Below are 14,764 nucleotides of genomic sequence, written 5' to 3'. Positions count from 1 at the left end.
ATTTAACGCGTAGGGCGGATAAGGCGTTTACGCCGCATCCGCCAGTGGTGCCTGATGCGACGCTCATTCAACTACAGCCCCAATGCCGTTCCCACCAACAACCAGATATTCAGCGTTACCACCAGCACCACAATCATCCAGCCGATTTGTTTAACCCATTTGCTATTCACCAGATCGCCCATCAACTTGCTGTCACTGGTGAAAATCAGCAGCGGCACCAGCGCCAGAGCAATACCAAAACTGAGCAGCACCTGACTCATAACCAAAATCCGTGTCGGATCCAATCCCATCAGGATGACAATAAATGACGGCAGCATGGTTACCGTACGGCGTACCCACAGCGGAATATGAAAGCGAATGAACCCCTGCATCACCACCTGCCCTGCCAACGTACCCACTACCGTTGACGAAAGCCCCGCCGCCACCAGACTTAAACCAAAAACCGTTGCCGCAGCATTGCTTAACAGCGGTTGCAGCGTAAGGTAAGCCTCATCAAGATCGGCAACACCAGTATGACCAGAAAAATGAAACGCTGCGGCAGCCGTTGCCATCATTGCCAGATTGACAAAGCCAGCGATGGTCATGGCAATCGCCACATCCCATTTAGTCGCAGAGTAACGTTGTTGGCGTGAACCACCGTGTAGATGCTGGGTAAGCGAAGAGTGAAGATAAATCACATGCGGCATAATCGTCGCCCCTAACACGCCAGCCGCCAGGAAGACCGCTTCCGAGGTCGGTAAACTCGGTATCGCCATACCTTTGCTCAACTGCACCAGATTCGGTTGGGAAAAAATCAGCTCAACAATGTAGGCCGCCGCGACAAACAACAGAAGCCCACCAATCACTTTCTCCAGCGGTTTTTGCCCGCGACGTTGCAGCATTAAAATCAGGAAAGTGGCGATACCTGTCAGCACCGCCCCCTGCAATAAAGAAACACCAAGAATGAGTTTGAAACCGATCGCCGCACCAATAAATTCCGCCAGATCGGTCGCCATCGCAATAATTTCCGCCTGGACCCAATAGAACCAGACTACCGGACGTGGATAGTGATCGCGAATTTGCTCCGCCAAATTTTTACCAGTGGCAATCCCGAGTTTGGCCGAGAGGATCTGAATCAGCATTGCCATCAGGTTGGCCCAGACGACCACCCACAGCAGTTGATAGCCGAAGCTGGCGCCCGCCTGAATATTGGTCGCAAAGTTACCGGGATCGATATAACCAATTGCCGCAATGAACGCAGGTCCCATTAATGCGAGCCTCATCTTGCGCGCTGCCCGACCGCTGCTACTCTCAACGCGATAGTTCGTCATCTTGTGCCTCTAAAACATAGCCTTTGCTATGTTTCATGCTATACTAAACGAGAATGATTATCAAATTCATTTAAATGGATTGTGGTGATTTCTCTGATAGACCAGGATTATGACTACGAAAAGATTGATGATTTGAATGTTATAATTATGTTTAATGTTAGCACATTTACATAACTTTCAGCTTCCATACACAACATAGCAAATATGTATGACAGGTCACTATTTTTGAAGCTTGTCACAGGACGTCATTATAGTGTGTGTCAGATCTCGTTTTCCTTACCCATGTTACATAGAATGTGCACGGAAATTTAACCTGCCTCATATTTGGAGCAAATATGGACCGCGTCCTTCATTTTGTACTGGCACTTGCCGTTGTTGCGATTCTCGCACTGCTGGTAAGCAGCGACCGCAAAAAAATTCGTATCCGTTATGTTATTCAACTGCTTGTTATCGAAGTGTTACTGGCGTGGTTCTTCCTGAACTCCGACGTTGGTCTGGGCTTCGTGAAAGGCTTCTCCGAAATGTTCGAAAAACTGCTCGGATTTGCCAACGAAGGGACTAACTTCGTCTTTGGTAGCATGAATGATCAAGGCCTGGCATTCTTCTTCCTGAAAGTGCTATGCCCAATCGTCTTTATCTCTGCGCTGATCGGTATTCTCCAGCACATTCGCGTATTGCCGGTGATTATCCGTGCAATTGGTTTCCTGCTCTCCAAAGTCAACGGCATGGGCAAACTGGAATCCTTTAACGCCGTCAGCTCCCTGATTCTGGGTCAGTCCGAGAACTTTATCGCCTATAAAGATATCCTCGGCAAAATCTCCCGTAATCGTATGTACACCATGGCAGCCACGGCGATGTCCACCGTTTCTATGTCCATCGTTGGTGCATACATGACGATGCTGGAACCGAAATACGTAGTTGCTGCGCTGGTACTGAACATGTTCAGCACCTTTATCGTGCTGTCGCTGATCAACCCTTACCGTGTTGATGCCAGCGAAGAAAACATTCAGATGTCCGACCTGCACGAAGGCCAGAGCTTCTTCGAAATGCTGGGCGAATACATTCTGGCAGGCTTCAAAGTGGCCATTATCGTTGCCGCAATGCTGATCGGCTTTATCGCCCTGATCGCTGCACTGAACGCTCTGTTTGCTACCGTGACTGGCTGGTTTGGCTACAGCATCTCCTTCCAGGGCATTCTGGGCTACATCTTCTATCCGATTGCATGGGTGATGGGTGTCCCTTCCAGTGAAGCACTGCAAGTAGGCAGCATCATGGCGACCAAACTGGTTTCCAACGAGTTCGTTGCGATGATGGATCTGCAGAAAATTGCGTCCACGCTCTCTCCGCGTGCTGAAGGTATCCTCTCTGTGTTCCTGGTATCCTTCGCTAACTTCTCTTCTATCGGGATTATCGCAGGTGCCGTTAAAGGCCTGAACGAAGAGCAAGGTAACGTGGTTTCTCGCTTCGGTCTGAAACTGGTTTACGGCTCTACGCTGGTGAGTGTGCTGTCTGCGTCAATCGCAGCACTGGTACTGTAAGCGAATCCATTAAAAAAACCGGGGATAATTCCCCGGCTTTTTTACGCCTGTTAATCAACTAATGGTTGCGGGCGACCAATTAAATACCCTTGCAGATATTGCACCCCGAGCTTATGCAATAGCGCCTGCTGCTGTTGCGTCTCGACAAACTCCGCGACCACACTCAATGACTTCGCTTTCGCCAGATCGGTAATTGATCTCACTATCATCGCATCCAGTGTATTAGTGACGATATCCTTAACGAAGACGCCATCAATCTTGATGATATCAGCCTGCAAACGTTTTAACCGTTCGTAGTTGGCATAGCCTGTGCCAAAGTCATCAATCGCAATACGGAAGCCAAACTTATGCAGTTGTTCGATATTGTACATACTGCTTTCTGCGTTAGAAAACGCCTGCTCCTCGGTGATCTCAATAATCACAGCCTCCGGGGAGACACGGTAACGTTTAAACAGACGAATAATTCGCCCGGCGATATTCTTTTGCAGCAGAGTGAGCGGCATTAAATTGACTGAAAAGCGCGGGCCTTTCTTGTCACAAGGGTGGGTTGCCAGCCACTTCAGCAGGGATTCCAGCACCTGTAAATCGAATCGCGCGCTAAGGTTAAACTGAGCAATAAGGGGCAGAAACTTATCCGGGGTCATAATGCCGCCGTCATACTTCAGTCGCGCGAGGATCTCATCATAACCTTCACCCTCTTTGTTGCGAATTGGCTGGGCGTAGAGAAGCAAATCACCCTGATCTAACGCCGTGCGAATGGTATTCAGCAATAGCACCTGTTTAGTGGTCTGCCCGGAAACCATCTCCTCTCTGCTGTCCAGCGCCAGCACATGATGATGTGCGCAGGATTGCTCCGCCAGCCAGCTTAACTGCCCCAGCATTGGCTGCAGAGTATCCTGATTACCGTCAAAACGTCCCCAGGCAGCACCATAGCCCATATCCAGCCCGGTATTGTTCCAGTGGATTTGCCGACTGTTGAGAATGTTAACCATATGCTGTAACCGCCCTTCCGTTTCCGGCCCGGTCAGTACCAACAGCAATTCGCTCCCCGGCAATTGATACAACTTTTCGTTTTCCTGCATCAACGGCAGCAATGTACGGTAAATTGAGCGAATACAATGAACGCGCATCATTAACCCGTAATGGCGACTCATAAACTCAAGATTATCAATGCGCAGACAGCAAAAACTCTTACCAGCCTCTTGCTCCTGCGATTGCTCCAGTGCGCGAAAGTTGGGTAATAGCGTTAACGGATCGGTCAGTGCCTGCAAATGCCAGCGACGGTTAAGCCATTCGCTACGATAATAAATGCGTACCATATAGAGCAGGCAAACGCTAAAGGAAATCAGCACTGCGAGAATAAATGCCAGCGAATATTCGGTTAGTACCCCTTGCAAAAAGTTCTGGTTGTAATTCAGAAGGCAAAGCGTTGAAACAGCCCAAGTGAGATTTAAAAACGGATAGCGAAGCTTACCGACACCGAGGGTAAAGATGATAAAGAAAACAGGTACCAGATAACCGGCAATAAAGTCATTTTCATACGGTGTGCACATCAGAAGTAGCAGCACGCTAAGAGCTGCCAGCCAGCTTAAGGTAAATGCGCGTTTCTCTTTGCTCAACGACGGAGCGATATCCCTACGCCACAATATCTGTGCAAAGTGGGGACTTACAATCATGCGGGTGAGATAGTAAAAAAACATGTTGTAAATCAGCACTGCGGTGAAAAGGCTTAGCAAATCAACGACCGTGAAAATGGCATCCGCATCGCCGAAAAAGGTCGATATCTTTAGCGGGAAATCAAAGAAGCTCCCCACAAGATACATGCTGCATTTGATGCCGATCGGTGTCACCAAACCAAGCCAGAACAGACGTTGCCAGACATATCGGCTGGTCAATCCATAACGCCAACGCGTCCCCAGCTGCCAGCGTAATATTGCGCAGGCACACAACACGACAAACGTCTGGCTGCCGAGCATGACCGCGGTCTGTAAAAAAGAGAGATGAAAGTTCCACAGATTGGTGCAAAACATCCCGCATAAAACAGGAACGACACCGCGCCAGCCAAAGATAAACAAGATTGACAGCATTACGCACAGTGGCATCCACGCCAGGAAAATATAGCTGGAATGGATAACAGCAAGTGGCGAGATAAAACGGGATAGCTGAATAAGTACCACGGTGAGCGTAAACGCTAGTGCAAATATCTTGATATTTTTTATCAGGTTATGCTCCACAAACATGAGTACACTACTCTCACTGATCGGGGTTTTAAGGCACACAAATAATATGTTTATTCGCATCGCGAAGCAAACAGGGACCGACCTGTTGCCGATATTTCATCCAATGATGTTTCCAACAGGCAACACTAACCTGGAAGGTAGACTGTATTACAAAAGCGGCAAAAAGCAGAGACAAAAAACCCCCGCTTCGCAGCGAGGGTTTGAAATTTGGTGGAGCTAAGCGGGATCGAACCGCTGACCTCTTGCATGCCATGCAAGCGCTCTCCCAGCTGAGCTATAGCCCCACGAGTCGTTTACGTACCAAATTTGCTGGGTGCAAAATTTGGTGGAGCTATGCGGGATCGAACCGCAGACCTCCTGCGTGCAAAGCAGGCGCTCTCCCAGCTGAGCTATAGCCCCATCACGTAAAGCTTGTCGAGTTGACGGGCGGCATCATATGAATTCCGCCCGAATGTGTCAACGGCAAATTGCAAGGCGTAGTTTCAATCGCTGAAAAATCAGGCAAATGAACTATTTTGGATAGTCGCTCGCATTCAGTAGTTATTCCTGTCACGGTTTCTTGTAAAGTGGTGTTATAAAATGAACCACTAATAGACCCGCAATCATTCAGGGAATTGTTATGTTCAAGGAGAGGATGACGCCAGATGAACTTGCCAGGCTGACCGGTTATAGCCGCCAGACCATTAATAAATGGGTACGCAAGCAAGGCTGGACGACATCACCAAAACCAGGTGTCCAGGGTGGCAAGGCCCGGCTGATTCACGTCAATAAACAAGTTCGTGAATATATTCGTAATGCAGAACGTCCGGACGATCAAAGAGAGGCACCTGAACTGTCTGCCGATACGCCTCTTGAAGTGCTGCTGGTGACGCTGGCGAAAGAGATGACGCCTCTTGAACAAAAACAGTTTACATCCTTGCTTCTGCGGGAAGGGATTATCGGATTATTACAACGCTTAGGGATTCGCGACAGCAAATAATATGAAAAGATTACGTAATAAAATGACCACCGAAGAGCTGGCGGAATGCCTGGGTGTGGCTAAACAAACTGTTAACCGTTGGATCAGAGAAAAAGGCTGGAGAACGGAAAAATTTCCCGGCGTGAAAGGAGGTCGTGCCAGACTTATTCTGGTCGATTCGCAGGTTTGCGAGTTTATTCAGAACACGCCTGCGTTCCATAACACACCAATGTTGATGGAAGCTGAAGAGAGAATTGCCGAATACGCTCCTGGAGCACGCGCCCCGGCGTATCGACAAATTATCAACGCGATAGATAATATGACTGACATTGAGCAGGAAAAAGTCGCGCAATTTTTGTCACGTGAAGGAATTCGCAATTTCCTCGCCCGTCTCGATATTGACGAATCAGCATAAATAAAAAAACGGCAGGATATTATCTCCTGCCGTTTATCTTTTTATACGCTAATTACTGCTGATTTTCGCGTTCAGCAATAAAGGCCAGCGCTTTGTTGATACGCTCAATGCTACGTGTCTTACCGATCGCGTGAACGGTAACGTCCAGTGCCGGGGACTGCCCTGCACCGGTTACGGCTGCTCGCAGCGGCATCCCAACTTTACCCATGCCCACTTCCAGCTCATCCGCCGTTGCCTGAATTGCGTGGTGAACATTTTCCGCCGTCCAGTCAGTGATAGCAGACAGTTTATCGCGCACTACTTCCAGCGGCTGACGCGCTACCGGACGCAGATGTTTTTTCGCAGCATCGGCATCAAACTCAGCAAAATCTTCGTAGAAATAGCGGCAGCTTTGCGCCATCTCTTTGAGCGTTTTGCAGCGTTCGCCCAGCAGTTTCACCAGCTCAGCAAGCTGCGGACCGTTACGGGTATCAATATTTTCCTGCTCGATGTGCCACTGTAAGTGAGTAGCCACATACTCCGGCGGCAGCGCGTTAATATAGTGATGGTTCAACCACAGCAGTTTGTCAGTGTTGAACGCACTGGCAGATTTGCTGACGGCATTCAGGGTGAAGTACTTGATCATCTCTTCACGGGTGAAGATTTCCTGATCGCCGTGGGACCAGCCCAGACGCACCAGATAGTTCAACAGTGCTTCTGGCAGATAGCCGTCGTCGCGGTACTGCATTACGCTGACTGCACCGTGACGTTTGGACAATTTTTTACCGTCATCACCGTTGATCATAGAAACGTGCGCGTAAACCGGTACGGGCGCTTTCAGTGCTTTCAGGATGTTGATCTGGCGCGGCGTGTTGTTGATATGGTCTTCACCACGGATGACGTGAGTGATTTCCATATCCCAGTCGTCAACCACCACACAGAAGTTATAGGTCGGAGAACCATCGGTACGGCGGATAATCAGATCATCCAGCTCCTGGTTGCTGAACTCGATCGGACCACGGATCTGATCGTCAAAAACAACGGAACCTTCCTGCGGGTTAGCAAAACGTACAACGCACGGTTCATCATCAGCGTGATGTTCATGGCTGTGGCGGCAACGGCCGTCATAACGCGGCTTCTCGCCTTTTGCCATCTGCTCTTCACGCAGCGCTTCGAGGCGCTCTTTAGAGCAGTAGCATTTATAGGCAGTACCCTCTTCCAGCATCTGATCGATCACCGCGTTATAGCGATCGAAACGTTTGGTCTGGAAGTACGGGCCTTCATCCCACTCCAGACTCAGCCAGTTCATGCCATCCATAATGGCTTCGATAGCTTCCGGCGTGGAACGCTCAAGATCGGTGTCTTCAATACGCAGCACGAACTCACCGCCGTGGTTACGTGCAAAAAGCCAGGAGTAAAGAGCAGTACGCGCGCCGCCAACGTGCAGATAGCCTGTTGGGCTTGGCGCGAAGCGAGTTTTGATTTTCATGAAATGGCCTTACGTTTAGAAAGATGCCGACAACCGGCAAATCCTGGAAAAATTGAGTGGGCGATATTCTATCACTCCCGCCTGATTCCTCAATGTAGTTCGGGTTGCTACCTTACGCATTATTGTTTTCGTTGACAAATTGCGCAACACGGTCTGTTTTGCGATCATCCTGCTTAAATTTACGACGAACGAACAATTTCTTTAGAAAATGCGTTGACTCATTTCCAACTCTCCCTATAATGCGACTCCACACAGCGGGGGTGATTAGCTCAGCTGGGAGAGCACCTCCCTTACAAGGAGGGGGTCGGCGGTTCGATCCCGTCATCACCCACCAACTACTTTATGTAGTCTCCGCCGTGTAGCAAGAAATTGAGAAGTGGGTGATTAGCTCAGCTGGGAGAGCACCTCCCTTACAAGGAGGGGGTCGGCGGTTCGATCCCGTCATCACCCACCACTTTCTCGCCAGCTAAATTTCTTGTAAAAATGTGAAGTACCGAAGTGGGTGATTAGCTCAGCTGGGAGAGCACCTCCCTTACAAGGAGGGGGTCGGCGGTTCGATCCCGTCATCACCCACCACTTCGGGTCGTTAGCTCAGTTGGTAGAGCAGTTGACTTTTAATCAATTGGTCGCAGGTTCGAATCCTGCACGACCCACCAATGTAAAAAGGCGCCCTAAAGGCGCCTTTTTGCTATCTACGATATTCCTTCACGCGATCAAGGCATTAACCAACCTCTCCAGCGCAGGCGCCGCATGTTGCTGTTCATAGACAATATACAGATCTGCCGGAATACGTTCTTCCAGTGGACGAAATACCACACCGGGCCAACTCATCTGAGCATAACTATCTGCCATTAATGTCACGCCTAATCCCATACTGATCATCGCCAGCACAGTTTGCGGCTCTACGGCCTCCCGGACGATCATCGGTGAAAAACCTGCCTGCTGACAAACGCGCTGTAAAAACGCCCAGTCAGAATGGACGGAAGGCAGCGTTACAAAGTATTCATTGCGTAATGCGGTTAGCGGGATAGCATCTCGCGATGCCAGATGATGGTCTTGCGGAATAGCAACCAGAAAAGAGGATTCATGTAAGCGTAAGCTGGTAAACCCCGTGGTTGGTTCAATCGCCATCCGCCAGATACCCGCATCCAGTTCACGCCGCTCCAGCAACGCCATTTGCATGCCTGGTGATTTTTCACGAAATGAGACATGAACATTGGGGCATTCTTTCAGAAAGCACCGCATCGCCGGACGCATTCGCCCCCACATTGCTGTTCCCACCACGCCCAGCTCAATCCGCCCTGCCTCACCGCGACCAATCTGCTCAACCCGTGCCATCGCCTGACTGGCATTCGCCAGTAACCGTCGTGATTCTTCCAGTAAAATTTTTCCCGCATGAGTGAGCGCCACACTGCGCGAATGACGAACGAACAGCAACGTGCCCAGTTGTTGTTCCAGATCTTTAATATGAATACTTAATGGCGGCTGCGACATATTGAGCCGCGCAGCCGCCCGCCCAAAGTGAAGTTCTTCTGCGACCGCAAGAAAATAGCGCAATAACTTGAGATCAATACGATGCGTACTTTCCATAATTATTGCGCTCCATAAGGTTTGGTAAGGCTCCAAATCTAGCACATTGCAATAAAGGTCAACCCCGTTTACATCAGTGAGCTAATGATTATTGTGCCATTTTTTCAGGTTCATGCTTATAACGGAAAAACAGGGCAAAGATCACTGCCAGGGCCAGCGCATACGCAGCAAATACCAACCAGATAGTTTGCCAATCTTTCACACCATCAACCGTGAAATAGTCAACCGCCATACCACTCAGAAGAGAGCCGATCCACGCCCCAACGCCGTTGACCATCGTCATAAATAAGCCCTGAGCGCTGGCGCGAATACTGGAATCCACTTCCTGTTCGACAAACACTGAACCTGAGATATTAAAAAAGTCGAACGCACAGCCATACACAATCATCGATAACAACAATAATACAAAGCCACCTGGCGATGGGTCGCCAAAGGCAAAGAAGCCAAAGCGTAATGTCCACGCGACCATACTCATCAACATGACGGTTTTTATGCCAAAACGCTTAAGGAAGAAGGGAATAGTAAGAATGAAGCCGACTTCCGCCATTTGCGAAACCGAGAGCAGGATGGAAGGATATTTCACCACGAAGCTATCCGCAAATTCAGGGTTACGGGCAAAATCATGCAGGAATGGATTACCAAAAACGTTAGTAATTTGTAGTACTGCACCTAATAACATGGCAAATAAAAAGAAAATCGCCATACGTGGATTTTTAAATAACACAAACGCATCCAGGCCTAATTTACTGGAAAGCGTAGTACTAGTTTTATGCTCCACCACTGGGATTTTCGGTAGCGTTAATGCATAGATCGCTAACACTAAAGAAGCGCCAGAAGCAATATATAGTTGCACACTACTTAACTCCAGATGCAATAAACTCACCAGCCACATGGCGACAATAAATCCCACAGTGCCATAAACACGGATTGGAGGAAAACAGGTTACCGGATCTAATCCGGCCTGGGCCAGACACGAATAAGAAACACTATTGGATAATGCAATAGTGGGCATGAACGCCATTGCGTTAAGCAACATTATCCAGAACATCATATTCGGTTCAGTCACGGTGGCAGCATAAAAAAGTACCCCGGCGCAAATAAAGTGGCACAGCATATAGGTACGTTCAGCTCGTAACCATTTATCTGCAATAGTGCCCATAATGGCTGGCATAATAATAGCCGCAATGCCTTTAGAGCTGTATGCCATACCAACATCAGCCCCGGTAAAATGTAAGGTGTTTATCATGTAAGAGCCGAGGGTAACTAACCAACTCCCCCAGATAAAATATTGCAGAAAAGACATAATCTTTAAACGCGTTGCGATATTCATTTTTGGTTTCCTTATCGCAGTGAGATGGCCCCATCCGCGAGGCCATTTTTTATTGCTTTCAGGCGATTTTGCGTAAGAATCCGCAAATCAGATTGATAAAGTTTTGCCGGGATAATTCCGCTGCAGCCAGCGTTTGGGCATGTGACAATTTCACATCGCTTAAACCTTCCGCCATATTAGTTATTGCAGACACAGCAACGACTTTCATTTCGCTATGACGTGCGGTAATCACTTCAGGTACTACAGACATACCCACGACGTCACCGCCAATCATCTGCATCATGCGAATTTCTGCCGCCGTTTCGAAGTTAGGCCCTGGATAAGAAACAAAAACGCCCTCTGTGAGCGGAAAACCTTCTTCCTGCGCAACGGTTTGTAAAACGGCGCGGTGATCAGCATCGTAAGCATTCGCTAATGAAAAAAAGCGTTCACCAAAACGTTCATCATTAAGGCCTGTCATCGGTGTGCCTGGCATCGTATTAATGTGATCTTTCAGCGCAACCAGACTACCCGCCCCCACTTCCGGGCGAAGCGAGCCTGCAGCATTAGTGCAGAACAACAACTCACAGCCCAGCAACTTGAACGTGCGAATCGCATCAGTCATGACTGTCATTCCGCGGCCCTCATAAAAATGGCCACGACCTTTCATGCAAGCTACAGGCACACCAGAGAGCATGCCGAGGACCAACTCTCCTGCGTGACCATGTACGGTGCTCACCGGAAATCCCGGCAAATCGCTATAAGAAATAGCGACCGCGCCTTCAATCTGTTCAGCCAACGCACCCAGCCCCGAACCAAGAATAAACGCAACGCGTGGGGTAAAGTTTGGTTTGTGGCGACGAATGATATCTGCGCAATACCACGGGTTTTGTGAAAAATGAGATTGGGTCATGGAAAGTCCTTGTAATAAACATTATTCGTTAAATATGAGTCACTTCTTTTTATAGCGAGAAAAAGTCGTGAGTGACCAATACATTTGTCAGAGATATTCAATATATTTTTTAAATCGATCATACCGTCCCCCGGCAGAGAGATATAACGACGGTATAATTTATTTTGGTAGTTAATTTAAAAAGTTGATTATCAGGCAATCACTCACCTGATAATCAAGAAGAATAAACTATTACATTTCTTTGTTGTCAATCAATGCTTCAAGCTCTGCAAATGAATGCGCCACCGTTGATGACCAGGTTATCATTAAATTTAGATAATCGGTCGTCAGTGCAGACTGATATTTTTGTTGCTTACTACAATAAATAATCGATTGCTGCCCTAATGCATAGGCAATGCCATTCATAATACCGGTGTCAACATTCGGCTCAAAGGTATCAGAATAAAAAATGGCTTGTCTGGATTTTCTTAAATTGTCAATATCAGTCGCAATATCATTCATGTTGTCACCAACGATAAATGTTTTACCCACACTAACGATCGCGTCTTTGATATTCTCCAGTAAGCCCCGAGATGGTTCTGTATACATAAAGTTAGGATCAAGATAATAGTCATACTCAACGGGCAATGGCGTAACCGGTACGGCTGGAGTAATCGTCGTGCCGAAGTCGGCAATTAAATTTTGCTGAAATATTTGCAATGCACGATTGATGATGTCTGTTGTTTGTTCACGATAGTTGCTGATACTGGCATCAGAATCTGACACTGATACAACTTTTGCTACATAATTTATCAGCTTACTTATAGGGTAAAACTCTGAAGAGTTACCTGCCGCCCATAAGAGAAAGTCGGTCGTAACCAGATGTACCGACATTCCTGAAGCCCATGCATAGCCCACTTCCCACGCACAACCGGAATCATAAGTTCCGCCATCGAAATAACCGATAACCCCAACGCTGTTGTCCATATTCGCGACATCGTTAACAAAAATCTCCTCTTCACTGGAGGCACCGGCATCATCGCGATAAGGAAGAAAAGTATGGATCAGGGGCGGTAACAGACCATCGTCAATCCATTGATCGATGATGTCATTTAAATTTAAAGCATCTAATCGCCAGGGTGCGCAATAAACCCGACACTGGTTATACAATTGATTTGCCATAACATCCTCTTTTATGAATCCTATAAAATATCATTAATTTTTATAAATAGCGTATCAGGCGAAATGACCGGACGTCGTCGTGGCACCGTTGTGTTTATATTTAAACAACAGCATAAATGCGATAGCAAGAACCAGTGAATATCCGGCAAATACCAGCCAAATGGTTGACCATTGCGGGTTACCATCCGTTGTTAAATAATCGACGACTTTGCCACTAATAAAACCACCCAGAATACAACCAAAACCATTGGCCATCATCAGAAATACGCCCTGAGCACTATTACGGATCGAAGGATCAACTTCTTGTTCAACAAATACCGATCCAGATATATTGAAGAAGTCAAAGGCACAGCCATAAACGATCATCGAAAGAATTAACAGAATAGTACCGCCGAATGAAGGATCGCCATAAGCGAATAAACCAAAGCGCAGCATCCAGGCAATCATGCTCATCAGCATGACATTTTTAATACCATATTTTTTCAGAAAAAAGGGAATAGCAAGAATGAAACAAACTTCGGATATCTGAGAAATCGATAACAAAATAGAAGCATGGGTGACAACAAAACTATTGGCAAACTCTGGAACACTCTCGAAGCTGTGGAGGAAAGTATTTCCAAACATTCCGGTAATCTGTAATTCTGCCCCAAGCAGCATGGCAAAGATAAAGAAAATAGCCATTTTGCTATTTTTGAACAGTGCAAATGCACGCAGTCCGAGAACGTCTATTATTCCTTGTGCCTGGTTAGATTTAGCTACCGGTACAACAGGTAATGTCAACGTAAACAGACTTAACCCTAATGAAGCCGCCGCTCCGATATACAATTGCATATGACTTAATTCAAAACCCGCCAGACTTACTGCCCACATCGCAACAATAAATCCGATCGTTCCCCAGATGCGTATTGGTGGAAACTCAGTCACAATATCCATATCCGCATTTTGTATACGGTAATAGGAAATCGTATTACTCAAGCCAAGCGTTGGCATATAAACGAGAGAGTTAAGTAAAATGACAATGAACATTGCCGAAGGTGTTGTAACAGATGCCGCGATAAATAATGTTACCGCGCCAAAAAAGTGACAGGCGGCATAAATCCATTTAGCGCTAATCCATTTATCTGCCACAATGCCAAATAGTGTTGACGTTATCACCGCTGCAATACCCAATGTACTGTAGACTGCACCAATATCTTCTCCTTTGAAGCGCAGCGTAATAAACATATAAGAACCAAATGTGTTTAGCCAACTTCCCCACAAAAAGAATTGCAGAAATGAAAGAATTTTTAACTGTAGTTTTAGATTCACCGTCGTCCCCTTTGATTTGACCCTCCCCTTTAAATATCCTGAAACACATCAAATTTACCAATATCTTTTATTGCAATGATCAATTGCGATTTGATATCGATTCTGAAAACATTAAGAAAACCACCCTGTTATTGCGTAATAATTATGAGTTTTTAGATAAACCACTAACCCAGTAAACAGCAACACTAAACAATCACATCAAAAATATATGAGACAATCACATTCATGATGTTTATTGTTTGCGAGAAATATATGATAAAAAGGTAACTCCTGTTATTAAACCTGAGTCTACCCTCATAATTTTACCGCACCGTTAATAATAAAGTGAGTGAAACGTTCTCTCCGTGTAACATTCTTTATTCAATAAAATACCCGTTCTAAAACCAGCGCTGACCACGCTAAAACTGCTATGTACATCAGCAGTAATAACCTTCTGTGATTTTTTCGGCTGTCACATAGTTTCCTCAGTTAACAGCCCCTATTTGTCAACCAGGCGAAGCTCCCCCTGACTTCCCATTACCACGCACAAATTGATAAGCAATTCAGTTTTATTT

General features: G+C 46.9%; 11 protein-coding genes and 6 tRNA genes. 7 read left to right on the top strand and 10 right to left on the bottom strand.

Annotated elements, in window-relative coordinates:
- Positions 1-71 precede the first annotated feature (71 nt).
- On the bottom strand, positions 72-1,310 hold the full coding sequence (locus D9738_RS16770) for an Nramp family divalent metal transporter (protein ID WP_130216878.1): 1,239 nt from the start codon (positions 1,308-1,310) through the stop codon (positions 72-74).
- Between the two features lie 335 nt (positions 1,311-1,645).
- Between D9738_RS16770 and nupC the strand changes: the two genes are divergently transcribed.
- Complete coding sequence (nupC, locus tag D9738_RS16765; protein WP_064526382.1) at positions 1,646-2,848, top strand: nucleoside permease NupC; 1,203 nt, start codon at positions 1,646-1,648, stop codon at positions 2,846-2,848.
- 50 nt (positions 2,849-2,898) lie between these two features.
- On the opposite strand, the gene D9738_RS16760 is transcribed toward nupC, so the two are convergent.
- From D9738_RS16760 to D9738_RS16745, 3 genes are all read right to left on the bottom strand, one after another.
- Positions 2,899-5,088, bottom strand: a complete 2,190-nt coding sequence (locus D9738_RS16760) for a sensor domain-containing phosphodiesterase (protein ID WP_130260682.1) — start codon at positions 5,086-5,088, stop codon at positions 2,899-2,901.
- A 208-nt stretch (positions 5,089-5,296) separates the two neighbouring features.
- Positions 5,297-5,372, bottom strand: a tRNA-Ala gene (locus tag D9738_RS16750).
- Between the two features lie 39 nt (positions 5,373-5,411).
- Positions 5,412-5,487 (bottom strand) — tRNA-Ala (locus tag D9738_RS16745).
- Between the two features lie 220 nt (positions 5,488-5,707).
- On the opposite strand from D9738_RS16745, the gene D9738_RS16740 reads away from it, so the two are divergent.
- Entirely contained in the window at positions 5,708-6,067 is a 360-nt protein-coding gene (locus tag D9738_RS16740) for a YfeC-like transcriptional regulator (protein WP_130207360.1), read from the top strand.
- Position 6,068: 1 nt separating this feature from the next.
- Positions 6,069-6,461, top strand: a complete 393-nt coding sequence (locus tag D9738_RS16735; RefSeq protein WP_130216872.1) for a YfeC-like transcriptional regulator — start codon at positions 6,069-6,071, stop codon at positions 6,459-6,461.
- A 52-nt stretch (positions 6,462-6,513) separates the two neighbouring features.
- On the opposite strand, the gene gltX is transcribed toward D9738_RS16735, so the two are convergent.
- Positions 6,514-7,929 carry a glutamate--tRNA ligase gene (gltX, locus tag D9738_RS16730; RefSeq protein ID WP_130260681.1) on the bottom strand — a complete coding sequence of 472 codons (1,416 nt, stop codon included), beginning with the start codon at positions 7,927-7,929 and terminating at the stop codon, positions 6,514-6,516.
- Between the two features lie 258 nt (positions 7,930-8,187).
- Between gltX and D9738_RS16725 the strand changes: the two genes are divergently transcribed.
- The 4 genes from D9738_RS16725 to D9738_RS16710 all read left to right on the top strand — a co-directional run bounded on the left by D9738_RS16725 (position 8,188) and on the right by D9738_RS16710 (position 8,585).
- Positions 8,188-8,263 (top strand) — tRNA-Val (locus D9738_RS16725).
- Between the two features lie 44 nt (positions 8,264-8,307).
- Positions 8,308-8,383: transfer RNA gene (locus D9738_RS16720), tRNA-Val, on the top strand.
- Positions 8,384-8,429: 46 nt separating this feature from the next.
- Positions 8,430-8,505 (top strand) — tRNA-Val (locus D9738_RS16715).
- Between the two features lie 4 nt (positions 8,506-8,509).
- A tRNA-Lys gene (locus D9738_RS16710) sits at positions 8,510-8,585 on the top strand.
- Positions 8,586-8,634: 49 nt separating this feature from the next.
- On the opposite strand, the gene D9738_RS16705 is transcribed toward D9738_RS16710, so the two are convergent.
- The 5 genes from D9738_RS16705 to D9738_RS16685 all read right to left on the bottom strand — a co-directional run bounded on the left by D9738_RS16705 (position 8,635) and on the right by D9738_RS16685 (position 14,210).
- The gene (locus D9738_RS16705) at positions 8,635-9,519 is read right to left on the bottom strand and encodes a LysR family transcriptional regulator (RefSeq protein WP_130260680.1); all 885 of its coding nucleotides are present in this window, start codon (positions 9,517-9,519) and stop codon (positions 8,635-8,637) included.
- 88 nt (positions 9,520-9,607) lie between these two features.
- Positions 9,608-10,849: a nucleoside permease gene (locus D9738_RS16700; protein ID WP_130260679.1), complete on the bottom strand. Its 1,242-nt coding sequence runs from the start codon at positions 10,847-10,849 to the stop codon at positions 9,608-9,610.
- 58 nt (positions 10,850-10,907) lie between these two features.
- On the bottom strand, positions 10,908-11,741 hold the full coding sequence (gene xapA / locus D9738_RS16695; RefSeq protein WP_130260678.1) for a xanthosine phosphorylase: 834 nt from the start codon (positions 11,739-11,741) through the stop codon (positions 10,908-10,910).
- 231 nt (positions 11,742-11,972) lie between these two features.
- Positions 11,973-12,902, bottom strand: a complete 930-nt coding sequence (locus D9738_RS16690; RefSeq protein ID WP_130260677.1) for a nucleoside 2-deoxyribosyltransferase — start codon at positions 12,900-12,902, stop codon at positions 11,973-11,975.
- Between the two features lie 54 nt (positions 12,903-12,956).
- A complete protein-coding gene (locus D9738_RS16685; RefSeq protein WP_130260676.1) occupies positions 12,957-14,210 on the bottom strand; it encodes a nucleoside permease in 1,254 nt (417 codons plus the stop codon).
- Positions 14,211-14,764: the final 554 nt, after the last annotated feature.

This window comes from Escherichia sp. E10V5, assembly GCF_004212315.1.
Lineage (GTDB): Bacteria > Pseudomonadota > Gammaproteobacteria > Enterobacterales > Enterobacteriaceae > Escherichia.
Note: the sequence above shows the minus strand (reverse complement) of the source record. Positions and strands in the feature narration are given on the sequence as shown.